The 24,687-nt window shown below is 51.7% G+C and carries 26 protein-coding genes; 12 read left to right on the top strand and 14 right to left on the bottom strand.

The genetic code is table 11. The features are described from left to right. Position 1: 1 nt before the first annotated feature. Both gatA and gatC read right to left on the bottom strand, forming a co-directional pair. Complete coding sequence (gene gatA, locus SPL68_RS13910) at positions 2-1,456, bottom strand: Asp-tRNA(Asn)/Glu-tRNA(Gln) amidotransferase subunit GatA (RefSeq protein ID WP_323815777.1); 1,455 nt, start codon at positions 1,454-1,456, stop codon at positions 2-4. Positions 1,457-1,495: 39 nt separating this feature from the next. Further along, positions 1,496-1,783: an Asp-tRNA(Asn)/Glu-tRNA(Gln) amidotransferase subunit GatC gene (gene gatC / locus SPL68_RS13905; protein ID WP_323815776.1), complete on the bottom strand. Its 288-nt coding sequence runs from the start codon at positions 1,781-1,783 to the stop codon at positions 1,496-1,498. A gap of 273 nt (positions 1,784-2,056) precedes the next feature. On the opposite strand from gatC, the gene SPL68_RS13900 reads away from it, so the two are divergent. The 7 genes from SPL68_RS13900 (at position 2,057) to SPL68_RS13870 (ending at position 11,153) form a co-directional block, all read left to right on the top strand. Then, positions 2,057-2,254: a hypothetical protein gene (locus tag SPL68_RS13900; protein ID WP_323815775.1), complete on the top strand. Its 198-nt coding sequence runs from the start codon at positions 2,057-2,059 to the stop codon at positions 2,252-2,254. Between the two features lie 47 nt (positions 2,255-2,301). Further along, entirely contained in the window at positions 2,302-3,336 is a 1,035-nt protein-coding gene (locus SPL68_RS13895; RefSeq protein ID WP_323815774.1) for a rod shape-determining protein, read from the top strand. A 52-nt stretch (positions 3,337-3,388) separates the two neighbouring features. Next, positions 3,389-4,306: a rod shape-determining protein MreC gene (gene mreC, locus SPL68_RS13890; RefSeq protein ID WP_416377433.1), complete on the top strand. Its 918-nt coding sequence runs from the start codon at positions 3,389-3,391 to the stop codon at positions 4,304-4,306. Continuing rightward, positions 4,306-4,794: a rod shape-determining protein MreD gene (mreD, locus tag SPL68_RS13885; RefSeq protein WP_323815773.1), complete on the top strand. Its 489-nt coding sequence runs from the start codon at positions 4,306-4,308 to the stop codon at positions 4,792-4,794. Before mreC ends, mreD begins: the two co-directional genes overlap by 1 nt. A 39-nt stretch (positions 4,795-4,833) precedes the next feature. Next, positions 4,834-5,475, top strand: a complete 642-nt coding sequence (locus tag SPL68_RS13880) for a Maf family protein (RefSeq protein WP_416377430.1) — start codon at positions 4,834-4,836, stop codon at positions 5,473-5,475. Further along, positions 5,472-6,941 (top strand): ribonuclease G, encoded by a 1,470-nt coding sequence (gene rng / locus SPL68_RS13875; RefSeq protein ID WP_323815771.1) that lies wholly within the window; start codon positions 5,472-5,474, stop codon positions 6,939-6,941. Before SPL68_RS13880 ends, rng begins: the two co-directional genes overlap by 4 nt. A 72-nt stretch (positions 6,942-7,013) precedes the next feature. After that, positions 7,014-11,153 carry a YhdP family phospholipid transporter gene (locus SPL68_RS13870; protein ID WP_323815770.1) on the top strand — a complete coding sequence of 1,380 codons (4,140 nt, stop codon included), beginning with the start codon at positions 7,014-7,016 and terminating at the stop codon, positions 11,151-11,153. A gap of 88 nt (positions 11,154-11,241) precedes the next feature. On the opposite strand, the gene yjgA is transcribed toward SPL68_RS13870, so the two are convergent. From yjgA to SPL68_RS13815, 11 genes are all read right to left on the bottom strand, one after another. After that, positions 11,242-11,760 (bottom strand): ribosome biogenesis factor YjgA, encoded by a 519-nt coding sequence (gene yjgA / locus SPL68_RS13865; RefSeq protein WP_323815769.1) that lies wholly within the window; start codon positions 11,758-11,760, stop codon positions 11,242-11,244. Positions 11,761-11,862: 102 nt separating this feature from the next. Next, positions 11,863-12,135, bottom strand: coding sequence for an HPr family phosphocarrier protein (locus tag SPL68_RS13860; RefSeq protein ID WP_323815768.1), 273 nt, complete (start codon positions 12,133-12,135; stop codon positions 11,863-11,865). A gap of 3 nt (positions 12,136-12,138) precedes the next feature. Beyond that, positions 12,139-13,008 (bottom strand): RNase adapter RapZ, encoded by an 870-nt coding sequence (rapZ, locus tag SPL68_RS13855; protein ID WP_323815767.1) that lies wholly within the window; start codon positions 13,006-13,008, stop codon positions 12,139-12,141. Positions 13,009-13,036: 28 nt separating this feature from the next. After that, a complete protein-coding gene (gene ptsN / locus SPL68_RS13850; protein WP_323815766.1) occupies positions 13,037-13,486 on the bottom strand; it encodes a PTS IIA-like nitrogen regulatory protein PtsN in 450 nt (149 codons plus the stop codon). 94 nt (positions 13,487-13,580) lie between these two features. Next, on the bottom strand, positions 13,581-13,871 hold the full coding sequence (hpf, locus tag SPL68_RS13845) for a ribosome hibernation-promoting factor, HPF/YfiA family (RefSeq protein ID WP_323815765.1): 291 nt from the start codon (positions 13,869-13,871) through the stop codon (positions 13,581-13,583). Between the two features lie 175 nt (positions 13,872-14,046). Further along, entirely contained in the window at positions 14,047-15,705 is a 1,659-nt protein-coding gene (locus tag SPL68_RS13840) for an RNA polymerase factor sigma-54 (protein ID WP_323815764.1), read from the bottom strand. Positions 15,706-15,906: 201 nt separating this feature from the next. Then, complete coding sequence (gene lptB, locus SPL68_RS13835) at positions 15,907-16,632, bottom strand: LPS export ABC transporter ATP-binding protein (RefSeq protein WP_323815763.1); 726 nt, start codon at positions 16,630-16,632, stop codon at positions 15,907-15,909. 5 nt (positions 16,633-16,637) lie between these two features. After that, positions 16,638-17,240 (bottom strand): lipopolysaccharide transport periplasmic protein LptA, encoded by a 603-nt coding sequence (gene lptA / locus SPL68_RS13830; protein WP_323815762.1) that lies wholly within the window; start codon positions 17,238-17,240, stop codon positions 16,638-16,640. Then, a complete protein-coding gene (gene lptC / locus SPL68_RS13825; RefSeq protein ID WP_323815761.1) occupies positions 17,227-17,838 on the bottom strand; it encodes an LPS export ABC transporter periplasmic protein LptC in 612 nt (203 codons plus the stop codon). Before lptC ends, lptA begins: the two co-directional genes overlap by 14 nt. A gap of 2 nt (positions 17,839-17,840) precedes the next feature. Beyond that, the gene (locus SPL68_RS13820) at positions 17,841-18,401 is read right to left on the bottom strand and encodes a KdsC family phosphatase (RefSeq protein WP_323815760.1); all 561 of its coding nucleotides are present in this window, start codon (positions 18,399-18,401) and stop codon (positions 17,841-17,843) included. 15 nt (positions 18,402-18,416) lie between these two features. Then, positions 18,417-19,385: a KpsF/GutQ family sugar-phosphate isomerase gene (locus SPL68_RS13815; protein ID WP_323815759.1), complete on the bottom strand. Its 969-nt coding sequence runs from the start codon at positions 19,383-19,385 to the stop codon at positions 18,417-18,419. 310 nt (positions 19,386-19,695) lie between these two features. Between SPL68_RS13815 and SPL68_RS13810 the strand changes: the two genes are divergently transcribed. The 5 genes from SPL68_RS13810 (at position 19,696) to hisD (ending at position 24,139) form a co-directional block, all read left to right on the top strand. Continuing rightward, a complete protein-coding gene (locus SPL68_RS13810) occupies positions 19,696-20,328 on the top strand; it encodes an MlaC/ttg2D family ABC transporter substrate-binding protein (RefSeq protein ID WP_323815758.1) in 633 nt (210 codons plus the stop codon). A gap of 149 nt (positions 20,329-20,477) precedes the next feature. After that, the gene (locus tag SPL68_RS13805) at positions 20,478-20,732 is read left to right on the top strand and encodes a BolA family protein (RefSeq protein WP_323815757.1); all 255 of its coding nucleotides are present in this window, start codon (positions 20,478-20,480) and stop codon (positions 20,730-20,732) included. A 68-nt stretch (positions 20,733-20,800) separates the two neighbouring features. Further along, entirely contained in the window at positions 20,801-22,066 is a 1,266-nt protein-coding gene (gene murA, locus SPL68_RS13800; protein WP_323815756.1) for a UDP-N-acetylglucosamine 1-carboxyvinyltransferase, read from the top strand. Between the two features lie 27 nt (positions 22,067-22,093). Next, entirely contained in the window at positions 22,094-22,729 is a 636-nt protein-coding gene (hisG, locus tag SPL68_RS13795) for an ATP phosphoribosyltransferase (RefSeq protein ID WP_323815755.1), read from the top strand. Between the two features lie 102 nt (positions 22,730-22,831). Next, positions 22,832-24,139 carry a histidinol dehydrogenase gene (hisD, locus tag SPL68_RS13790; protein WP_323815754.1) on the top strand — a complete coding sequence of 436 codons (1,308 nt, stop codon included), beginning with the start codon at positions 22,832-22,834 and terminating at the stop codon, positions 24,137-24,139. Positions 24,140-24,289: 150 nt separating this feature from the next. On the opposite strand, the gene SPL68_RS13785 is transcribed toward hisD, so the two are convergent. After that, positions 24,290-24,687: transposase (locus SPL68_RS13785; protein ID WP_323815753.1), on the bottom strand; the 398-nt coding region annotated here is incomplete at its 5' end.

Raw genomic sequence — 24,687 nt, 5'->3', positions numbered from 1 at the left:
CTTACTCAATGCCAGGGGCAGTTTGTTGGTGGAAGTTGGTGGCTTGCTGGAACATATGTGCAGCATTGAGCAATTGTGATTCAGCAAAGAAGTTGCCAATCAATTGCAAGCCAACAGGTTTGTTATCCACCAATCCGCAAGGAATGGAGAGGCCGGGTAAGCCCGCGAGGTTAGTCGCGATGGTGTAAATATCTTCCAGATACATAGCTACTGGATCTTTGGTTTTTGAACCAAATTGGAATGCGGGCGATGGTGAAGTTGGGCCAAGGATGACATCAATACTGTCAAATGCATCAACAAAATCCTGCTTAATCAAGCGGCGAATTTTTTGCGCTTTGCTGTAATAGGCATCGTAATAACCGGCAGACAATGCGTAAGCGCCGACGAGAATACGGCGCTTCACTTCTGCGCCAAAACCTTCACTGCGCGAGCGCATATACAGATCATTCAAGTCAGTTGGGTTTTCACAGCGATGACCGTAACGCACGCCGTCAAAGCGTGACAGGTTGGCCGAACATTCTGCTGGTGCGATCACATAGTACGCAGGTACTGCCAGATGTGTGTGCGGCAAGCTGACGCTGTGAATAGTTGCGCCGAGACTTTCATAAACTTTAATAGCATCTTCAACGAGCGCGGCAGTTTTCGGGTTCAAACCATCGCCGAAATATTCTTTAGGTACACCAATGCGCAAACCGGTTAATGGCTTATTCAAATCAGCGGTGTAGTCAGGTACATCGCGCTCAACGCAAGTTGAATCTTTCGCGTCAAAGCTCGCCATATCGTTTAACAAAATCGCGGCGTCTTCCGCAGTGCGCGACAAAATGCCAGCTTGATCCAAGCTCGACGCAAACGCAATCATACCCCAGCGAGAAACGCGACCGTAGGTTGGCTTAATGCCCGTTAATCCGCAGAGTGCAGCCGGTTGACGTATCGAACCACCGGTATCTGATGCTGTTGCTGCAGGTGCTAAATGCGCAGCAACTGCCGCAGCTGAACCGCCAGATGAGCCGCCGGGAACGCAATCAATTGCCCAAGGGTTTTTTACCGGGCCGTACCAGCTAGTTTCGTTGGATGAGCCCATCGCGAATTCATCCATATTGGTTTTACCCAACATCACCACGCCGGAATTTAAATAATTTTCTACGATGGTGGCGTTATAGGGGGCGATAAATTTATCGAGCATTTTTGATGCGCAAGACGTGCGTACACCAGTGGTACAAAAAATATCTTTGTGCGCGATAGGTACACCGCAAAGTGCTGGCGCATTACCTGCGGCCAGGCGCGCATCTGCCACTGCAGCTTGCTGCAGCGCGATGTCGTTAGTGACGGTGATGTAACTGTTGTAGGTTTTGTCCAAACGCGCGATGCGGTCTAAATAATGTTGCGTAATTTCGGTACTGGAAAAGTCTTTGTTGCGCAGACCTTTTACCAGCTCGGCAATGGTGAATTGATGCATTGCGAAATATCCTGATTTTTCTTTGGAAGAAATAAATTGTTATTCGATAACCTGAGGTACCAAATACAAACCATCTTGTGTTGCTGGCGCAATTGCCTGAAACGCGGCGCGCTGATCAGGTTCGGTCACCACATCTGCACGCAGGCGTTGCACCGCATCGAGCGGGTGAGCCATGGGCAATACGCCATCGGTGTTAACGGCCTGTAACTGGTCAACCAGTGCCAGCACATCGGAGATACTTTTGGCCGCTTCATCGGCGGCTTTATCGGTAATCTGGATACGCGCCAGCTTGGCAAGCTTGGCGATATCGGAACGGTCTACAGCCATTGGGTATTAGCTCCAGCAGAATAAGGGTGAAAAATTAAAAATCGTCAGAGAGTGAACGGGCGGCGAATTGCTGCAAAACCGCGCTATCTCGATAAAAACGGGCGCCAAAGGTATCACATTTGCGCCTTGCCCTGAATCCCTGCGGTTGATAGAGTGCCGCGGATTTTGTCGGTCTCGCCAATACGAGTTTTTGGTTGCGGGTCCGCACAAAAAATAGACGCAAGCCTGAGTGAGTGATTCAGTTAATAAACGTCGGCGAAATTAGCGATTAAATTGAACTTTAAGCGCAATTTAGGTCGGATAAAAAGCGAAAATTCACTTATACTGCGCGCTTCTCAAAATTTCGCAGGGAATCTTCGCCAGAAGGTGGAGTTTGTTATTCAGGGAAATGACTCACGCCAGCTGCGCGCCGTCGCAAGTCTTGGTGCAAATATTGATCTGGTGCTGATCGTGCTGATCAAACGTCGATAACGACAAGAATTCTATTTCAACTCATTCTATTAAGGCCTCGTCCCGTCATGATGAAACTTTTACGTGGAGCTTTCTCCAACGATCTCTCTATCGACCTAGGTACCGCAAATACCCTGATTTATGTGCGCGGTCGCGGCATAGTGCTCAATGAGCCTTCGGTAGTAGCAATTCGCCATCACAACGGCACCAAGATTGTTGAAGCGGTAGGGGTTGAAGCCAAGCGTATGCTGGGCCGTACTCCGGGAAACATCACTGCAATTCGCCCGCTGAAAGACGGTGTAATCGCCGACTTCCAAGTCACCGAAAAAATGCTGCAACACTTTATTCGCAAAGTTCACGAAAACTCCTGGTTTAGCCCATCCCCCCGCGTTCTGATCAGTGTTCCCTGTTTGTCTACCGAAGTAGAAAAGCGTGCAATTCGCGAATCAGCCCTCGGCGCTGGTGCGCGCGAAGTTCGCTTGATCGAAGAACCAATGGCGGCCGCGATTGGTGCTGGTCTGAAGGTTTCTGAAGCCAACGGTTCTATGGTGGTGGACATCGGTGGTGGTACTACCGAGATCGCCGTTATCTCCTTGAACGGTGTGGTTTACTCCGACTCTGTGCGTATCGGTGGCGACCGTTTTGATGAAGCCATCGTTAACTATGTGCGCCGCAACTACGGCAGCGTGATTGGTGATGCGACTGCTGAGCGCATCAAGCAAGAAATTGGCTGTGCATTTGCCGGCAGCGAAATTCGCGAGATCGACGTGCGTGGCCGTAATCTGGCTGAAGGTGTACCGCGCAGCTTTACCCTGAGCAGCGATGAAATCCTCGAAGCTCTGCAAGATCCACTGGCTGGTATTGTTCAAGCTGTGAAAAGCGCGCTGGAGCAATCACCACCGGAATTGGCTTCTGACATCGCCGAAAGCGGTGTAGTCCTGACCGGCGGCGGCGCATTGTTGCGCGATATCGACCGCTTGCTGTCCAACGAAACCGGTCTTCCTTTTATTGTTGCTGAAGAGCCGCTGACTTGTGTGGCTCGTGGTGGTGGTATTGCGCTGGAGATGAACGACAAGCGCAATATTGATCTGTTGTCGTCCTGATATGTTGTAAAGCCTGCCGTGGGTAGGCTTTAGCTCCACAGGAGAAGTCACCATTAAACCGCTCTTCGCCCGAGGCTCATCCGCCACCAGTCGTGCCTTTGTTTTCATTCTGATAATGATGGTGCTGGTAGTGGTTGGGCTTTATACCAATCGCCTCGAACCGCTGCGTGAAAAACTCGCGCAGGTTGTGGCGCCTTTTTATCAAGTCACCGATGTTCCCCTCAAGGTTAATGACTGGAGTAAAGATGCTTTTGTCTCCCGCGCAGATTTGCAACAGGAGAACGAAGCGCTCAAAACCGAGTTGTTAATTCATCAGCGTAAATTGCAACAGCTTGCGTCCTTGGCGGCAGAGAATGTGCGCCTGCGCCAGCTGCTCAATGCCAGCCAGATGTTGCAAGATACCGTCCTGATCGCCGAATTAATTGGCGTTTCCCCCAATCCGCTCAGCCACAAAGTCATTATCAATCGCGGTAGTGTCGATGGCGCCTTTAAAGGCCAGCCAGTGCTGGATGCATTTGGGTTGATGGGGCAGGTAATTGAGGTGGGTGAGACATCCAGTACGGTGCTGTTGATCTCTGATTCGACCCACGCGATTCCGGTACAGGTCAATCGCAATGGTGTGCGCGCCATCGCCGAAGGTACGGGTGATCTGAACAGTCTGAGCCTGCGCCATGTGTCGGCCAATACCGATATCCGCACTGGCGATCTGCTGGTCAGTTCCGGTTTGGGTGATAGATTTCCTATCGGCTATCCGGTGGCCGAAGTGCTTCAGGTCGTGCGCGACCCGGGCAAAGCCTTCTTGACGGTAATTGCCAAACCTATGGCGCGTTTGGATCGCAGTCGTCATCTATTATTGGTATTTGAAAATCGCGACAGGGCGAGCGTGCCCGGCTCGCTGAGCTCACCTGAACCAGGTGCTGATGACGCGCCTGCATCAGCATCGGCCAGTTCAGTTGGCGGAGCGCGCTGATGCTCAGCCCGCAGCTCAATCTTTATTTTGCTATCGCTGTTAGTGTGATAGTGGCGCTGTTGTTATCGGTTTATCCGCTGCCAATGGATATGCGCTGGTGGCGGCCTGAATTTGTGTTGGTGGTGGCGATTTACTGGATTTTCCTGATGCCAACGACCGTGAGTTTTACCCTGTTATGTGCATTGGGCGTATTTCAGGATCTGCTCGAAGGTGTGCCCTTTGGGCAGCACAGCTTGGGGCTTGTGATAGTCGCCTACATTTGTATTTTGTCCTATCAGCGAGTGCGCAATTTTTCGATTCTGCGCCAAGCGGCTTGGGTGTTTATTTTGGTGGGAATCGCCCAGCTAACCGATAACTGGGTGCAGGGCATGGCTGGGCGGCCGCTCTCGGGCGTTCAATTTTTGTATCCTGCCTTGACCAGCGCACTTATCTGGCCGCTGTGTTCATGGTGGCTGGATGGTATGACGCATCGCTACCGTCATCACTAAGTGCACAATAACTAATTTTCGCGCCATCGGGCGTTCAGGGTGGTCACAGTGGTTTTTGATGCAACTCCCGATCTTTACCTCGCATCCCAATCCCCTCGCAGGCGTGAACTTTTGTGCCAGATCGGCGTAAATCATGCTGTTATCTCCGCCAGCATCCCAGAGCAGCCAATGGTTGGCGAGCAAGCACTCGCTTATGTGCAGCGCTTGGCGCGTGAAAAAGCCGCGGCGGGTTATGCGCGCTTGCTAGAGCAGCAACTGCCTGTAGCCCCGGTATTGGGCGCTGACACCTTGGGCTTGCTCGATGGCGAGATTCTCGAAAAGCCGCGCGATCAAGCCCATGCGCAGCAGATGTTGCGTCAGCTTTCTGGCCGTACTCACCAAGTGATTACCGCTGTGGCGTTGCACAGTGGGGTACAACAAGCATTGCGAGTATCCACCACCGATGTGACTTTTCGCGACCTGAGCGATGCAGAAATTAGCGCTTACTGGGAAACCGGTGAACCGCAAGACAAAGCCGGCAGTTATGGCATTCAAGGCAAGGGCGCGGTGTTTGTAAAAGAGATTCGCGGCAGCTATTCCTGTGTGGTTGGTTTGCCAATTGAGGCAACTTTGGAGTTGCTGCAGGAATTCAACATCCCTTGGTGGACGGCCGCCAGAGTTGAGTCGAGAGTTGAGGCATGAGCGAAGAGATTCTAATTAACGTCTCCCCGGTGGAGACGCGTGTCGCGCTGGTTGAAAACGGAGTGGTACAGGAGTTTTACATAGAGCGCAGCCACGGCGAGAGCTACGTGGGTAACATCTATAAAGGCAAGGTAGTGCGAGTATTGCCGGGCATGCAGGCGGCATTTGTAGAGATCGGCCTTGAACGCACCGGTTTTATCCATGCCGCTGACATGATGCCCGAACCGCCCGAAGGGGAGGTGCGCCGTGCCGAAGTGCCGGATATCCGCACCCTCGTGCGCGAAGGTCAGACGCTGCTGGTGCAGGTCGCCAAAGATCCAATCAGCACCAAGGGCGCACGCCTGACAACCCATTTGACCCTTTCATCGCGCTACCTTGTGTACATGCCCAACTCCAGCCACATAGGTGTGTCTACACGCATTGAAGATGAGCCAGAGCGCGAGCGTCTGCGGCAGGCGGTAGAATCGGCGGTAGCCGAGCAGGGCATCACTGGCGGTTTTATTGTGCGCACAGTTGCCGAAGGTGCCGATGCAGAGGCGATCAATGCGGACATCCCGTTTTTACGCCAGCTTTGGGATGATTTAAGTGCGAAGTTGCCCGGTCTTGCAGTGCCTGCGGAACTTCATCGCGATATGCCGCTCTATCTGCGCGCCCTGCGCGATATGACCCGCGCGCCTATTGATCGCGTGCGTGTGGATTCGCGCCTGACCTGGCAGCAAATGCAGGAATTTGCCGCGCAATACGCGCCGCAGCTGGTTGAGTTGATTGACCTCTACAGTGGTGATCGTCCACTGTTGGAGCTATATGGCGTAGAAGAGGAAATTCACCGCGCGCTGGAACCGCGTGTGCCGCTCAAGTCCAATGGTTACTTGATTATCGAGCAGACCGAAGCCATGACCACGGTGGATGTAAACACCGGCGCGTTTGTCGGCCATCGCAATCTGGAAGAGACGATTTTCAAAACCAATCTGGAAGCGGCTACGGCCATTGCGCGCCAGTTGCGTTTGCGTAATCTGGGCGGGATTATCATTCTCGATTTTATCGATATGAAAGATCCTGAGCATCAACGCCAAGTTTTGCGTACCTTGGAAAAAGCGCTGGAGAAGGATCACGCCAAAACCCGCATTACTGGCGTGTCGGAATTGGGGTTGGTGGAAATGGCACGCAAGCGCACGCGCGAATCCCTCGGGCAAATGCTGTGTGAGCCATGCCCGGTTTGTCAGGGGCGCGGTCAGGTGAAATCGGCGGAAACTGTGTGTTACGAGATTTTCCGCGAAATTCTGCGCATGGCGCGCACCTACGACAACGAGAAGTTTTTAGTATTGGCATCGCAGCTGGTGGTTGATCGCCTGCTGGATGAGGAGGCCGCTTATGTGGCCGATTTGGAAGCTTTTATCAAGCGAACCATTGAATTCAGGGTTGAGGCGCTTTTTCAGCAAGAGCAATACGATATTGTGTTGGTCTGATTTTTGATAAGAATCTGTTTTTAATCGCAATTGTTTTGCCCGATAACCCCGAACCCGGAATAAATAGCCGCAATGACACGCGCGTTACGCAAATTGGTGAAATGGTCCTATTTCCTGATTGCCCTGACCCTGATTTTATTAGCGGTGCTGGTGCAATCCGGGCGTAGCTTTTCCCATTTGTTAGACGGCTACAATCAGGGCATCGCCCGCTATTTTTCCTCCCAACTCAATGCGCAGGTCAGCATCGGCCAAATTCAGGCGGATTGGGATGGCCTAAAGCCCAGTTTGGTAGTGCGGGATTTCAGTATCACCAGCCAAACCGAGCAGCCGATAGTCGCGCTAAAACAGGCGCGCCTGCGCTTGGATCTTCTCGCCTCGCTCACCAATTTTCGCTTGGTGTGGAGCAATCTCTCGCTCAATCAAGTGGATATGACCTTTGCGCAAACTGCTGAAGGTGCTTGGCATATTCAGGGTTTGCCCAAACGCACCGAGCAGGATAAGCCGGGTGTCAAACTGGATTCGCTGCTGGACATGCTGTTGCTTTCCACTCGCATTGAATTCAAAAGCAGTCACCTCAGTTTTCACTTCGCTTCGGGCGATCAAATCCAGCTGGACTCCCCCTATCTATTACTTGAAAACACCGATGATTTCCATCGTCTAGCATTGCAGGTCGATGTCGATGAGCAGGCGCGCAGTGTCTATTTGATTATGGAAGGTAAGGGCGACCCGCGCGACCAAAAGAACTTCCGCAGCAAGGGATATGTGCATCTCAATCGCTTTCCCACCAGTGAGCCTATTGCGGCAACTAGCGCGTTTTTGCTAAATGGCGCCAAAGGCAGTCTGCTGAGCGAAGGTATGGTGGATGCGAATATCTGGTTTGAAAGTCGCCCCGATGGCAAGGGTTATGATCTGAGTGGGCGCTTGGGTTTACAGCGCTTGTCGCTGCCTTTGGGGGAGCGCCGTCTGGCGCTGGATGATTTCTCTACTGAACTGACCGGCTATTGGTTGCCCGGCGGTGAATGGCGGTTAGGGTTACAGCAAATTACTGCTGCGATGAACGAGCAGAAAATCGCCGATGTCAATTTAGCGGTGGCGTCTACCGGGTTTAAAAAGCCGCTCAATATCAGTATGGATAAGCTGGATTTGGCCGGTCTGAGCAGTGTGCTCGACAGCGCCGGAGTGCTTGGCAAAGGCAAAATCCAAGAGGTGTTTCAGACGCTCAAGCCGCGCGGTGAGTTAAATAATATTCAGCTGACCTTGCCTTTGCAGCAGCCTAAAGACTGGCAGTTAAAGGCTAATCTAAAACAGGTGGCATCCGCTGCCTGGATGGGAGTACCCGCGCTGACCGGTGTTGATGGTTACGTTCAAGCCGGTCAGAAGGGCGGCTTTGTCGATATCGACAGCCATCAACAGTTCTCCATGCATTATTCGCCCACCTATGATGCGCCTATGGAGTTCGATAGCTCGCAAGGGCAGATCGCGTGGCACTTGCAGCCGGAAAATAATCAGATTTACGTCAATAGTGGCCAGCTGGAGTTTCGCAAAGGTGAGGAGCTGGCGCGCGGTTATATGTGGCTATCCATTCCCTGGCAGCGCAATAGCGGCGATATCGATTTGTACTTACAGATAGGTGCGCGCCAGCTCAACGCCAATCTCTACCAAAAATACACACCAGCGGTGATCCCGCAAACGCTGCGCAACTGGTTAAAGCAGAGCATCGGTGAACAGAACCCGGGTATTGCTACCGAGGCGGGTTTTGTCTATCGCGGTACGCTTAATACCAAGAATGCGATGGCGCGCACTTATCAGCTGTATCTGGATTTGGAAAACGCAGAGCTTAACTATCACCCCGGTTGGCCCGCGTTGACCCAGTTGGATGGCCGCTTGCTGGTTACCGATACCCAAGTCGAAGCCAGTGTGCAGGGCGCCGGAATCCACACCAGTCGGGTGAAATATGCCGAGGTGAATGTGACACCGCGAGCCAAAGGCGGCGGTTCTCTATTGCAGGTGGATGGTGAAATCTCCGGTGCGGCGAGTGACGGCATCCGCGTATTGCGCGAAGGCATGTTGCGCCAGTATTTGGGTAGCAGCATGGACTCCTGGTCAATGCAGGGCGAGATGCAAGCTACCCTGGACTTGGAGATTCCTATTGGCACTGGCGAAAGCCAGCCATCCGGCGGGCGTCAGCAGGTAGATGTGAAGTTGGATGTAGCGCGGTTTGAACTGCAAAACCTTAATCTGGCGCTGAATGATCTTAGCGGTAACATTCGCTACAGCAGCGAGACTGGTATCAGCAGCGATACCATCAAAGCGCAACTGTTTGATGAGCCAGTCGAAGCGGTGTTGAGCACACGCAAACTCGATACTTACAGCCAAACCCTTGTCGATGTAAATGGGGCGGTGGATGCGCAAAAGATCGCCTACTGGAGTCAGCGCCCCGAGGTGTTATTCCTGAATGGTCGCCTGCCTTATCACGCACAGGTACAGCTAAATCATCGCCCTGCGCGCGCTAAAAATCTGGTTGAGCTAAGCCCTGAAGAATCGATGAATAGCGCCGGGACAGCCGAAGAGTTCGCCGATGACGCGTTTGCGCAGGTGACGGTTAGCAGCAATCTCGCGGGGGTGAGTGTTGATTTACCCGCGCCCTATGGCAAATCGGCTAGCAGCGAGCGACCGTTTGAATTCAAGTTTTGGATGCAGGAGCGTCAGGCGCAGATAGATGTGCGTTACAACAATGATCTACACGCCTTGTTGCGTACAGATCGCGGGCGCAATAACAGTCTGCTCAATGCCAATATCGCTCTGGCAAGTGAGGCCAAACTGGCTGATCAGCCGCAATTTTTAGTCTCCGGCTTTTTGCCATCGATAGATTTGGATGCATGGAAAGCTGTGCAGGCGCGCTACTTGAGCTATAGCGAGCAACTGACACCGGCAGTGGCTCATGCTCTGTCGCCACAAGCGAATACATCCCAAGCCAATGCCTCAATTACTTCCGAATCTGATGTAGTAGGAAAGGTGGCGGGTCTGCCGTTCCGGGCAGAACTTATGTTGGGGCAATACGAGCTAGGCTCGACAACCCTTGAAAATCTGAATGTGGTGGCAGTGCCAGTACAGACGGGTTGGCAGCTGGATGTGGATAACGCCGTGGTGTCCGGCCGGGTTGTGGTGCCAGAGCGCACCTATCTTCCCCTTGAGATCGATCTGAAACGACTCTCGCTGACCAAGGCTATGTTGGGGCAGGAACAAGTTGGTACAGAGCCTGCGAAACCGGTCGAGGTGATTGATCCGCGCAAGCTACCTTTGGCTAATATCAGTGTGGCCTCCTTGATGGTGGATGAGGACAACTTCGGCAGCTGGTCGCTCCTGTTGCGCCCCGATGACAAGGGAGTGGTGATCGATAACATTCAAGGCAGTATCCGCGGCGTGACGGTTAGTGGCGCCAAAGGCGTTGAGGGGGCAGAGGCGGGCGCCAAATTAATTTGGCAAAACACGCCTGTGGGGGTGCAATCGCGCTTTATTGGTGATCTGAGTGCAGGCGATTTAGCTGCCGTTTTGCAGGCGTGGGATAAGCCGGATACGCTGGAAAGCCAATCGGCACATTTTCGCGCAGATCTGTTTTGGTCCGGTTCGCCGCAGGATTTTGCTCTGGTAAATCTTGGGGGCGATATGACTATTCAAATCGATAATGGCCGCTTTAAACGCGATGCCAGTGCAGGCGATGGCCTATTGCGTCTTATGTCGATCCTGAATTTTGATACCCTCGCGCGGCGCCTGCGTTTTGACTTTTCCGATCTCTATAAAAGCGGCCTCGCCTATGACAGCATCAAGGGCAAGGTGCGTTTTAATCAGGGCACTCTGGTGTTTGAAGAGCCCTTGGTAGTGCAAACACCGTCCAGCGGCATGCAGATGGCGGGCACCATCAATATGCGCAAAGAAACCCTGAATACCCGCTTGGTAGCCACTTTGCCGGTAGCAGGCAATGTGACTTTCTATGCGGTGCTGGCAGCAGGTTTACCTGCAGCGGCGGGTATCTATGTGGTGAGCAAGCTGTTCAAGAAGCAGGTGGATCAGGCAACCAGTGTCAGCTACACGATTACCGGCAGTTGGGATGATCCCAAAATGCGTTTTGATCGCCTGTTTGAAAGCGAAAAAAGTCTGCGTGAGAGCGTAAATAAAGAGGAAGCTGCCGAGCAAAAGCCTCCTGATCAATAGCCGCGGAAATCAGGAATGAGTAGCAAGCAACAGCAAATAATAGAAAGGGCGCTCAATGGCGCCCTTTTGGTATTTGAACAGCAGGTTTTTAATCCTGACTTTCAAGTGCTTCGCGAATAAAGCCAAAGAGTTTACGTGCGCTTGCAGGCGGCTTGTTTTCTTCGCGCTCTTTTTGCGCGCTGCGAATCAACTGGCGTAGGTGTTGAACATCAATACCGGGGCAAGAGGTTACAAGTGTTTGGAAGATTTGCTTGTCGCCCTCAATCAGCAAGTCGCGATAACGCTCTACCTGATGTTGACGATGCACGTATTGATCGCTGCGGTTTTGCAACTTGTCCACCGCAGCTTTAATTTCTTCGTGATTACCTTCGCGCATCAAGCGTCCAATGTATTGGATCTGACGGCGGCGCGCTTCTTTGGGTGGCATTTTGCGCGCGATATAAATCGCATCCAGCATCTCTTCGCTCAGCGGGATCTGGGCGAGTTGCTTTTCATTCATGGTGATAAAGCTTTCACCCAGCGCTTGTAGTGCGTGCATATCGCGTTTGACCTGCGATTTGCTCAGGATGTAATCATCGGGATTGATATCGTCGTAGTTGTAAACCATGGCAGTGCTGTCGATGCTGAATCAATAAAAGGGCGCGCAGCTTAGAGCAGTTGGTGCAGAACAACAACCTTTGCGGCTGGCATTGGTTAAACAATAGGCGATTTATTCGCCTTCTTCAAAGCGGTCGGCGATAAGCGCGCGTATCGCGCAGAGTGCAGCCTCGGCGTCATCGCCTTCCACACTGACTTCTAAAGGGGTGCCTTGGCTGGCGGCCAGTAGCATTAATGACATCACACTTTTGGCATCGGCCCAGTTGCCTTCGCCTACACGCGCCTGCACCTTGGCCTGATACTGGTTGGCTAGAGTTGCAAGCTTGGCGGCCGCGCGGGCATGGAGACCGCGTTTGTTGATGATGTCGAGAGTTTCGGTGTACATGATCTAGTGTTTTTTGTGTTTGTTAATATCGCGATGACGAACCTGCACATCGCTAAATATCTGGTCGAAGTGTTTTTGTAAGCGTTCGGATAAGTACACTGAGCGGTGTTGTCCGCCAGTACAGCCAATAGCGATAGTGATGTAGCTGCGATTATTAGCCTGATAGCGCGGCAACCAGCGGGCCAGATAATGCTCGATATCCTCGTACATCTCCTTCACGGTCACCTGCTCTTCAAGAAAATCGATGACCTCCTGGTCCTTACCTGTCTGTGGGCGCAAGCTGGGCTTCCAATGCGGATTGGGCAGGCAGCGGGCATCGAATACCAAATCTGCATTAACAGGTACGCCGTGTTTGAAACCAAAGGATTCAAACAAAATCGCCATGGTCGATTCACTGCGGCCAACCACGCGCTCTTTTACCAAGTCGCGCAATTCATGCAGATTAAGATGACTGGTATCGATTACCTGATCGGCGCAGTCACGGATCGGCTCTAGCAGTGCATCTTCTGCACTGATTGCTTCCTCCAAACTGGTGTGCTTGTCAGACAGCGGGTGTTTGCGGCGGGTTTCACTGAAGCGTTGAATTAATACCGCTGGCTGCGAATCCAGAAACAGGGTTTGGAAGGGCAGGTGCGCCTCTTTGAGCGTGCTAATCATCTGCGGGAAGATCGCCAAATCTTGCCATGCATTGCGCACATCTATACCAATCGCAAAGCGGTGTTGGTCATCTTTGTGGATTTGAATCTGGGCGACTAATGCGGGTAGGAGGCTAACGGGCAGGTTATCAATACAGTTGAAACCCACGTCTTCAAGGACGTGAAGCGCTGTACTTTTCCCCGAGCCGGACAGGCCGCTGACAATCACCAGATGCATAAGCAAATCCTGATAATGAAAAATCTATTTAATTGGTAAGTGCAGCTTCAAACAGTGCTTCATTACTACTTGCCGCACGCAGGCGTTGGCGATAGTCACTTTTGTTCAGCGCTTCAGCCAAGGCAGCGAGTGTTTGCAAGTGTTCGCTGTGCGCATCTTGCGGCACTAACATGGCAAACAGAATATCGACAGGTTGTGAATCGATAGCATCAAATTCGATTGGGTCAGCCAAGGTAATCAAGGCGCCAACCGTGCCACTGCAGTGTTCGATGCGACAGTGGGGGATGGCAATGCCGTGGCCAATGCCAGTAGAGCCGAGGCGTTCGCGGCCAATCAGACTGCGGAAGAGTTCGTCGGCGTCAATGTCAGGAATATCCTGGGCAATGGTATTGGCCAAAATTTCCAGAGCGCGTTTTTTACTGCCCGCTTCAATACCGCACAGGGTGCGGCCGGGGCTAATCAGGGATTGAATTTGCATGGCAAGGTATGCTGGGCATCTCTCAATAAGGAATGCCGGCACCCTGGGTAAGGGTGGCGGCATCGGGTCTATTAATGATGTGAGCGTCCGCGGGTTAGCGGTGGCTGCGCATCTTCTCTTTGTGCTTGATCAATTGGCGGTCGAGCTTATCGACCAATGCATCAATTGCGGCATACAGATCTTCATGAGTTGCATCGGCAAATATATCTTTGCCGCTAACATGAATAGTGGCTTCAGCTTTTTGGATTAATTTGTCTACCGAGAAGATGACATTGGTGCTCGTGATGCGGTCGTGGTGATTGTTCAGTCGATCCAGCTTGCCGGTAACGTAATCTCTCATCGAATCAGTAACTTCTACGTGGTGACCGCTGATATTTATTTGCATAGAAACTTCCTCTCGCTAGAAACAAAAACGGTTGCGGGTTGCGCAACCCTCGCATACATCCATTCATTCTCATCCGAACTTTTGATAGGTGTTCTAACCTGTGATTTCTACGGGCTATCTCATTGCGTACCCGAAATCATATGTTTAGTTCCCGTTGTGATTTGACGGGAGCTAATTAAATCGTTTTGCGTTCATTAGACGGTGGAATATTGAGCGATTCCCGATACTTGGCGATGGTGCGGCGCGCAACCTGGATACCTTGCTCCGCAAGTAAATCAGTAATTTTGCTATCGCTCAGTGGCTTCTTGGGATTTTCGGCGCTCACCAGTTTTTTGATGATGGCGCGAATCGCCGTGGATGAGCACTCGCCGCCGCTATCGGTGCTGACATGGCTGGAGAAAAAGTATTTCAGCTCAAAAATACCCTGTGGGGTGTGCATGTATTTTTGGGTGGTCACACGCGAAATAGTGGATTCGTGCATTTCTACAATTTCGGCAATATCGTGCAGCACCAGCGGTTTCATCGCCTCGGGACCGTAATCCAAAAAGCCGCGCTGCTTTTCGACGATGCAGCTCGCTACTTTGAGTAGTGTTTCGTTACGGCTTTGCAGGCTTTTCAGGAACCAGCGCGCTTCTTGTAGGTTGTCTTTCAGGAAGGTGTTGTCGCTGCTGGAATCGGCACGCTTGACCATGGAGGCATAGTCGGCATTGATCCGTAAGCGCGGGGCGATATCCGGGTTTAGCTCAACAATCCAGCGGCCATCGCGCTTTTCCACGAATACATCGGGCACGACATATTCGGTATCGCCGGTGGCAATCATGTCGCCCGGGCGTGGGTTTAAGCTTTGGATTAACGCGACCGCCTGACTCAATTCTGCTTCTTTGAGTTTGGTGCGGCGCATTAACTGGCGATAATCGCGGCTGCCAAGCACCGGCAAATACTGTTTTACGATCAGCTTGGCTGAGTCTAGAAGTGGTGTTTTGGGGTCAAATTGCTGCAATTGCACCAGCAGACACTCGGACAGGTTTTGGCTGCACACACCGCAAGGGTCAAACTGTTGCAGGAGTTTTTGTACTGCAACAACTTCATCCAGCTCCAGCTCTTCCAAATCGCTGCCCATGCCTTCGAAGATTTCTTCGATGCTGATGGAGAGCATGCCGCTGGGTTCTACTGCATCAATAATGGCCATGGCCAGAATGCGGTCGCGATCCGACATGGGAGTCAGATTCAGTTGCCACATCAAGTGATCATAGAGGGAGTCAGTTGCGGCGCGACGGCTTTCAAAATCGCTGTCTTCGTTGTCGTAATTACTGCCGCTGCCGCTTGAAGAAGCTTGGTAAACATCATCCCAGCTGGTATCTACCGGCAGGTCGCTTGGGATTGAGTCGCTCCAGTCACCGCTGTCGGCGCTGAAGCTGTCGCCTTCGCCGTACACATCGCTATCACCAAAGGATTCGGTATCGCCACTGAAGCTTTCGCTTTCACCAAAAGAGTCGCCACTGTCGTTGTAGTTATTGCTTTCGTTGTAGTTGTCAGTAGCTGATGAGAAGTTTTCGCTGGCGGTAAAGTCGGTGCCGTGGTCGGTTCCAGCTTCGGCGGCGATTTCCAATTGGCGCGTGTAATCCGTCTGATCCTGTTCGCTGCCTTCGTATTCCGTGGATGAGCTGGGAGAGTCATAGCCCTCTTCGACTTCCAGCATAGGATTGGAATCGAGCGCTTCCTGAATCTCTTGTTGCAGGTCCAATGTCGATAATTGCAAAAGGCGAATAGCCTGTTGCAACTGGGGAGTCATGGTCAGCTGTTGACCGAGTTTGAGCTGGAGAGATTGCTTCATTATGTGAACGACAAACCCTTATAAAGCAGGATGAAAAACATCAGATAGGTGGAGTTTAGTCAGGGTTTGGCGCGCAAGCAATACGGCTAAGCAAGCTTTGTGCCTAATGAATAAAGATTGTTACTTGTCAAGTTGTTTGTGTGTTGCCTATGGTGCTGTTGAACGGTGTTTGGTAACACACAAACATTTGAAATTCTGGCTTTAGAGGCGGAAGTGTTCGCCTAGATAAACTTCGCGCACCTTGCTATTACTCAGTACGGTGTCGGCATTGCCTTCGGCAATAATGTGGCCTTCGCTCACGATATAAGCTGTTTCACAGATATCCAGTGTCTCGCGTACGTTGTGATCAGTAATCAGGACACCGATGCCGCGATCTTTCAGGTGGCGAACAATCTCTTTGATATCGTTTACCGAAATAGGATCAACCCCGGCAAAGGGTTCGTCGAGCAGGATAAATTTAGGGTCAGTTGCCAGCGCACGAGCGATTTCCACCCGGCGGCGTTCACCGCCAGACAGTGCCATACCCTGACTGTCGCGGATGTGAGTGATGTGAAATTCGTTCAGCAGCGACTCCAGTTTTTCGTTGCGCTGCGCGCGATCCAAATCCTTGCGCGTCTCCAGAATCGCCATGATGTTATCGGTCACTGTGAGCTTGCGGAAAATCGACGCTTCTTGCGGCAAGTAGCCAATGCCTGCGCGAGCGCGGCCATGAATTGGCAGATTGGTGAGATCGAGATCATCGATAAAAACAGTGCCGTTATCGGCAGGAACCAAGCCTGCAATCATATAAAAGCAGGTAGTTTTGCCTGCGCCGTTAGGACCTAGCAGGCCGACGATGTGGCCACTTTCTACGGTGATGGACACATCGATAACAACCTGACGTTTTTTGTAGCTTTTGGCGAGGTGGCGTGCGTGCAGACTAGGCATAAAGATTATTGCGCAGCGTTGGAAGATGATTGGGAGGAGCGTGGGGCTTTGTTGCCACGCTGGATAATCTCGATGTCGCCACCCTTGGGCGGAATAACAATTTCGATGCGTTGACCTTGACCGGTTGTGCTCTTGGTGCCAGCGGCTTTCATCACTTCTTTAAGCAGATCGTAATCAATGTGCGGGCCACTCATGACTGCGCCGTTTTGCTCGACCGACGCATCCTCAATCAATATCAGGTGTTCATTGTTGGGTGTATAGGTGATTTGTTTTGCGGCAGCGGTGACTATGCCTTGATCATGATCGGGTTGCTGCTGAAAGCGCGCAGGGCTACCAGTGGCGATCATCTTCTCCACGCTGCTGTCGGGGTTGGTGTGAATCACAATCGAATCGGCTGAAATTTTTAATGAGCCTTGTGAAATTGTTACCGAGCCCGTGTAGGTGGCGACGCCATTTTTTTGGTCAACGGTCAGGTTGTCGGCCGAGCCGCGAATGACTTCGTTTCTGTCATCGGGTAATGCTTGAGTGGTGGTGCTGTAGCCAATTACTACAGACGTCATCGCCAACAGCAATGGGGATAAAAAAGTACGGAATTTAGCGGGGATCATAAACAGCCTTAACCTGGGACTTTAATTGCAGCCGACTCTGAGCCAGGTCGGCATCCATACCTATGGCATCTATCTGACCTTTAGCGCTGCGCATCTTAACAGCTTTGTCGGTCTCCGCGAATTGTTCGCGTGCGCGCACCAGTAATTCTGATGTGGTGATTTGAATTAACCCCTGTGTTGGCGTCTGCTGCTGAATCAAAACGTTATCGATTAGGCGCAGCAAGTGCCCATTGGTTTCGCTGCGGCCGGTCTCGGCGGTAACCTGCCAGGGCGCGTTGGTTTCGACATCGTAAAACGCCATTTTTGGCTGCGCGATCAGTGTGTAATCCTCGGCGGTTGGGCCTTCGGGATTAATCTGGTAGTGAGTGGCAAGCGGTGTTTCCAGCTGAAAGTGCAGTTTGCCTTGGGGATCGAATTCGCGCGTTTTAATATCTTCCATATAAAACTGCGGGAAGCTGCTGGTGTTGTAATTGTGCTCGGCCAGCTCAGGTTTTTGGCGTAGAGAAAAGGCGAAGTAACCGATTGCCAGTACTAGAGCGACCAACCAAGGCGCTGGTATATGTTGGTGGATTTTATTCATGCGCTGCATTAATGACATGACTAATCCTTGCCGTGATTAGCTAGATAGGGCGCAAGTGCTGCATCAAAAGTACCTTGCGCTTGCATGATGAGATCGCAAGCAGCGCGCACAGCGCCTTCGCCGCCGCGCTCGCGGCTCTGCCAGTGGGCACGAGTTGCCACGCTCGTATGAGCGTTGGCCACGGTGAGCGCAAGTCCTACACGAGTCATTACGCTCAGATCGGGCCAGTCATCACCCATAAATGCGATCTCGCTCAATTCATAGGAATGGCTTTGTAATATCTCTTGCAAGGCTTCCCACTTGTCTTCGCGCCCTTGTACCAGTATTTCGATGCCGAGATCACTCGCGCGGCGCGCGACCAAGTGGCTGGTGCGGCCAGTGATAATGCCGACTTTTACACCGCTTTTTTGCAGCGCCTTCATGCCTTGGCCGTCGAGGGTACTGAAGGATTTAAACTCCTCACCATTGTTGCCAAAGTAGAGGCGGCCATCGGTGAGTACACCATCGACATCGAGTAATAGTAGTTTGATTTGCGCTGCGCGTTGATTTACTTCTTGAGGTGTGAGCAGGTTAGAGGTCATGCGGGTTTCCATTGATCAGATAATCCCTGCGCGCAGCAGGTCATTGATTTTTACGACACCAACCAGCTTTTTTTGTTCGTTGGTAATCAGTAATACGTTAATTTTTGCTTGTTCCATTAGTGCTAGTGCTTCGGCGGCAAGGGTGTTTTCGCGCAGCATTTTGGGGGATGTATTCATTAATGTGCCAACCTTGGCGGTGCGGATATCAACGCCGCGATCAATGCAGCGGCGCAGGTCGCCATCGGTAAATATGCCGAGTAACTGATCGCCTTCCATTACCGTAGTCATGCCAAAGCCTTTGTCGGACATCACCATGAGTGCATCGAGCATTTGGGTGTCGGGCGATACGCGCGGAATATTGTCACCACTGTGCATAACATCGGTGAGGCGCAACAGGAGCTTGCGTCCGAGCGCGCCGCCGGGGTGGGAAAAGGCAAAGTCTTCCGCAGTAAAGCCGCGCGCCTCCAGCAGAGCGATGGCGAGTGCATCGCCCATGACCAAGGTGGCAGTGGTGCTTGATGTGGGGGCAAGGTCGAGCGGGCAGGCTTCGTGTACGACGCTGATGTCCAGATTGATTTCTGCCACTTCGCCCAAAGTGGATTGGGCATTGGCGGTCATGCTAATGATCTTGATTCCCGCGCGTTTGAATAGCGGTAGCAGGGTGACGATTTCGTTGGATGAGCCCGAGTAGGAAATGGCCAGTACAATATCGTTTTTTGTGATCATGCCCAAATCGCCGTGGCTGGCTTCGCCCGGATGCACAAAGAAAGCGGGGGTGCCGGTACTGGCCAAGGTTGCTGCGATTTTGCTACCTATGTGGCCTGATTTGCCCATGCCAGTGACGATAATGCGGCCGCTGCAATTCAGGATCATCTCGCAAGCGGCGGTAAACTGGCCATCGATACGTTCGCTCAAGGCGCTTACTGCGTCCGCTTCGAGGCGGATGGTGCGTAGGGCGGAGCTGACATAATCGAACGCGGTCATAGGCGGTTCCAGAGCTTGGGGGAGTTCAGTCCGGCATTATAACTTTCAGTAAGGGGATGGCGAGGGATGTTTACGTCTTTTTTCCTGCCGGATTCTTATCCCGCTAACGGTGGAGTGCTATAGTGCGCCCCGCAAATTTGCTGACCGCGTTTTCGTCCCAATAAATTGCCACGTCCAATAAGCTATTGATAAAGAATGGCACCATAAGGAAATCGCGTTGTCTGAGGTTTGGTTATCTTGACCCGGTTGCGTGGCAATCGCAGGGTGACCGCATGTACTTAATGACCACCACTTAATGGAAGGTTTTACGATGAAATATCTGCTCACCACAGTATCTGGTGCATTTTTCGGCTTATCTCTATTGTTTTCTACCGTTGCGATGGCAGAAGCGCCCGCTGCTGCAACCCAGTCAGCAGCTCAGTCACCAAAGGCGATTGTTGAGTCTGTTGCGCAAGAATTGTTCGGCTTGGTAAAAGCTAAAAACGCAGGCAAGACCGCCGATGATGTCTACTTCAAGCAAGTTGAAGAGTCGCTCGATGGTGTTGTTAATTTCCCGTTTATCGCAGCCTCGGTAATGGGGCCGGCCTACAAGCAGGCCACTCCTGATCAGCGCAAAGAGTTCCAGCGCGTATTTAAAGATGGCATGGTGAAGTCTTTGGCCAAAGGTGTGCTTGGTTACGCTGATAGCAAAGTCACTATTGCTGGTGTTAATGAAGTGAATCCTGCTCGCACTGTCGTCAAGCAAGAAGTAGCAGTTGAAGGCGCTACCCATAAGCTGGATTACACCATGCGCAAAGAAAAGAGTGGCGACTGGAAATTGATCAATGTGGTATTAAATGGCGTCAATCTCGGAAAGTCTTTCAGTGGGCAATTCAAGGCTAGTCTGAAGAAGTACAATGGCGATATCGATAAAGTGATCGCCAACTGGTTGGCTGATGCCTAAATCAGATTGCCGGTGAGCTAATCCTTAAAACCCCCAGCCAGTGCTGGGGGTTTTGCTTTACAGGGGTGGTTTTTTGAGTGCGATACGAGCGACATTCCGGTAAACTTCGCGCCTTATTTATCGCTGCACCTTTATTATTGAGTAATTCTATGCAAGCTGAACAAATCAAAGCGCTGATCGAAAGCCAAATCCCTGATTGCGATGTGAAATCCGTTGACGTTATGGGTGATCACATTGGCTTGGTTATCGTCAGTCCGGCCTTCGCCGGTTTGACTCCCGTCAAAAAGCAGCAGTTAGTGCTGTCTACCCTGAGTGCGCAATTTGCTGATCGCAGTATCCACGCGGTGGATTACATCAAGTCGTTCACACCTGAGCAGTGGGCGCAACAGCAACAACAGCAGTAATTTTTCTGGTTTGATGCCGTTATAAACCGGCACGGGTCTCTTTTTCCTTCTTTGTTTTCAGGGTTGTGATGGATAAGTTTTTGATTAGCAGCAGCGGGCCGCTCTCTGGCGAGCTGCGTATTTCCGGTTCCAAAAATGCGGGTCTGCCCTTGTTGGCGGCGACGATTCTGGCTGATTCCGAAGTGCGTTTAAGCAATGTGCCGCACTTGAAAGACATGACCACCATGGTGCAGTTGCTGCGCACCCTCGGCCTGACTATTGAGATTCAGGGCGAGCACGTCGTTATCGTTGACCCTAACACCATCAACTCCTACACCGCATCCTACGAGCTGGTAAAAACCATGCGTGCCTCGATTCTGGTGCTCGGGCCACTGCTCGCTCGTTACGGTGAAGCCAATGTGTCTTTCCCTGGTGGCTGTGCGATTGGTTCGCGCCCAGTGGATATTCACCTGCGTGGCCTTGAAGCGATGGGGGCAACTATCGAGATCGATGGCGGTTATATCCGCGCGCGCTCCAATGGTCGCCTGAAAGGCTGCCATTTCCTGATGGATATGGTGACCGTTGGCGGTACCGAAAACCTGTTGATGGCAGCGGTTCTGGCCGAAGGTAAGACCGTACTGGAAAACGCCGCGCGCGAGCCTGAAATTGTCGACTTGGCCAATATGCTGGTGGCGATGGGTGCGAAAATCGAAGGTATAGGTACTTCCAGCCTGACTATTTATGGTGTGGATAAACTCCACGGCTGCGATTACGCAGTGATGCCCGATCGCATCGAAACTGGCACCTACTTGGTGGCAGCAGCAGCGACCCGCGGCAAAATCAAATTAACCAATACGCGCGCTGATATTCTTGAAGCGGTGATTTTGAAGCTGCAAGAAGCGGGTGCCGACATCACTATCGGCGATGATTGGATCGAACTGGATATGCACGGCAAGCGCCCGAAAGCAGTCAGTTTGAAAACCGCGCCTTACCCTGCATTCCCAACCGATATGCAATCGCAATTTATGGCGATGAATGCGGTTGCCGAAGGCGTAAGCCACATCACCGAAACGATTTTCGAAAACCGTTTGGTGCAAGTCGCTGAGTTGAACCGTATGGGGGCGCATATCGAGCTTGAACACAACACCGCAATTGTCACCGGTGTTGATCGTTTGAAAGCGGCGCCGGTAATGGCGTCAGATTTGCGTGCATCGGCGAGTTTGGTGATTGCGGGCTTGGTTGCTGATGGCGAGACATTGATCGACCGCATTTACCATATCGACCGAGGTTACGAAGCTATCGAACAAAAATTCCAAGCCCTGGGTGCCAGTGTGCGCCGCGTAAAGGGTTCATAAGAGCAAGGTTCATAAAAGGTAAAACTAATGAGTCAAACCCTGACCATCGCGCTCACCAAAGGGCGCATTCTGGAAGAGACTTTGCCACTGTTGGCAGCCGCGGATATTCGCCCGCTCGAAGATATGGAAAAAAGTCGTAAGCTGGTGTTTGAAACTACCCAGCCCAATGTGCGCTTTTTACTGCTGCGCGGTGCCGATGTGCCAACTTACGTGCAATTTGGCGCGGCGGATATGGGTATATCCGGCAAAGATACACTGATGGAAAACGGCGCTGAAGGTCTGTACGAGCCGCTCGATTTGAATATCGCGCGCTGCCGATTAATGACTGCCGGTGTGAAAGGCGAAGCGCTACCTGCAGGTCGTATCCGTGTGGCAACCAAGTATGTGAATATCGCCAAGCAGTATTACGCATCCCAAGGTCGCCAAACCGACATCATCAAGTTGTACGGCGCTATGGAGCTTGCGCCGATTATGAATTTGGCCGATGAGATTGTGGATATTGTCGATACCGGCAATACCCTGCGTGCGAATGGTTTGGAAGAGCGCGATTTTATTGCCGACATCAGCTCGCGCCTGATCGTGAATAAAGCCTCGATGAAAATGAAGCACGTGCAAATTCAAAGCATCATCGACCATATCGCCAAGGCAGTTGCGGCGGATTAATTTTCTATGCCCCCAATTGCAAATGCCAATGTGCATTTGCAATTGATCGGCGGCATTATCCACTCTGTATCTTTGCCCCTTAGTTTTTGAAAAGAGAATTCCATGTCTGAATCTATCATCACCCGTTTGGATGCCAGCCAAAGTGATTTCAACGAAAAGTTGGATCAATTGCTCGCGTGGGAATCGGTCAGCGACACACGTGTCGCCGCAGTGGTAGATGATGTTCTGCATCAAGTGAAAACGCGCGGTGATGCAGCGGTAGTCGAATTCACTAATAAATTTGATCGCCGCAATGCGCAGAGCATTGATGAATTTGTTATTACGCCTGCGCAATTGCAAAACGCGCTTACACAAATTACTCCTGAGCAGCGCGCTGCACTGGAAGTGGCGGCGGAGCGTATTCGCAATTATCACCAGCACCAATTGCAAAGTTCATGGCGTTACACCGAAGCCGATGGCACTGTGCTCGGCCAACAAATTTCAGCCATGGAGCGCGTGGGTTTATATGTACCCGGCGGCAAAGCGTCTTATCCATCGTCGGTGTTGATGAATGCGATTCCCGCAAAGGTTGCCGGTGTTGATGAGCTGACTATGGTGGTGCCAGCGCCCGATGGCGAAATCAGCCCAATGGTTTTGGCGGCTGCTGCAATCGCCGGTGTGGATCGCGTTATTACCATTGGTGGTGCGCAAGCCGTTGCCGCGCTGGCTTACGGAACTGAGTCGATTGCCAAGGTTGATAAAATTGTCGGCCCTGGCAATATTTATGTTGCTACCGCTAAGCGCGCGGTATTTGGTCAAGTGGCGATCGATATGATCGCAGGCCCTTCTGAAATTTTAGTGGTGTGCGATGGTTTAACCGATCCGGATTGGATTGCCATGGATTTATTTAGTCAGGCTGAGCACGACGAGCAAGCACAATCCATTTTGTTGTGCCCGGATGCAGATTATTTGGATAAGGTTGAAACATCGATTAAAAAATTATTGCCGACGTTGGCGCGTGAAAGTATCGCGAGCGTGTCATTAAAAAATCGCGGCGCTTTAATTAAAGTGGCTGATATGGAGCAGGCAATCGCGGTGAGTAATCGCATTGCCCCTGAGCACTTGGAGTTGTCGATTGCCGACCCCGAAGCTTGGCTGCCGAAAGTGCGTCACGCCGGTGCCATTTTTATGGGGCGCTTTACGCCGGAAGCTTTGGGGGATTACTGCGCAGGCCCTAACCACGTATTGCCGACATCAGGCACTGCGCGTTTTTCATCGCCACTGGGGGTTTATGATTTCCAAAAGCGCAGCTCGGTGATTATGTGTTCGGCGGCGGGTGCATCGGAGTTGTCCAAAACGGCATCGGTGCTTGCGCGTAGTGAATATTTAGAGGCGCATGCTCGCTCTGCGGAATATCGAATTCTGGATTAATCCGAAAATACGGTGAAATGATGCAAATAAAAATGGGCGCTTTGGAGGCTGTGTCAAAACCCACAGTCATTGTTGGTCGATAAAATGCTCCGATGACCTCGGGGCATTTTTTGCTTTTAGACGGCACGCATTTCTGATTTAACATCGCCCTCAGACGAGCAATGTCATCATTTTCTCAGCACCCAAAATATTTATCGCCCGCTTCAGGTTATAAGTCATACAACCCAACGCCATTTCGGTTTCGGCACCGGCTAATCCCCACAATAAAAATCGGCCATTACCGAAAATCCATTGTTTGAGATTGCCAAACGGATGTTCAACGATGGCACGACGTAAACTCATCATCTCCGGTCGCTGTTGCAGCCGAACCTGCATACGCACAAAAGCATCTTCATGGGTATGTATATTGAGATAACGCCTGCTGGCTTGCGTGCACTGCGATTTCAACGGACACGCATGGCAATCATTTTCTTGTGCTGCGTAAATGATCGCGCCCTTATTCATTTGTTTGCGCATCAAGGCCTTGCCATTGGGACAGCGAAAGCGAT

The sequence above is a fragment of the Cellvibrio chitinivorans genome (genome assembly GCF_035117775.1).
Taxonomy (GTDB): Bacteria; Pseudomonadota; Gammaproteobacteria; order Pseudomonadales; family Cellvibrionaceae; genus Cellvibrio; species Cellvibrio chitinivorans.
The sequence above is the reverse complement of the archived record's forward strand: the minus strand, read 5'-3'. Positions and strand labels throughout refer to the sequence as shown.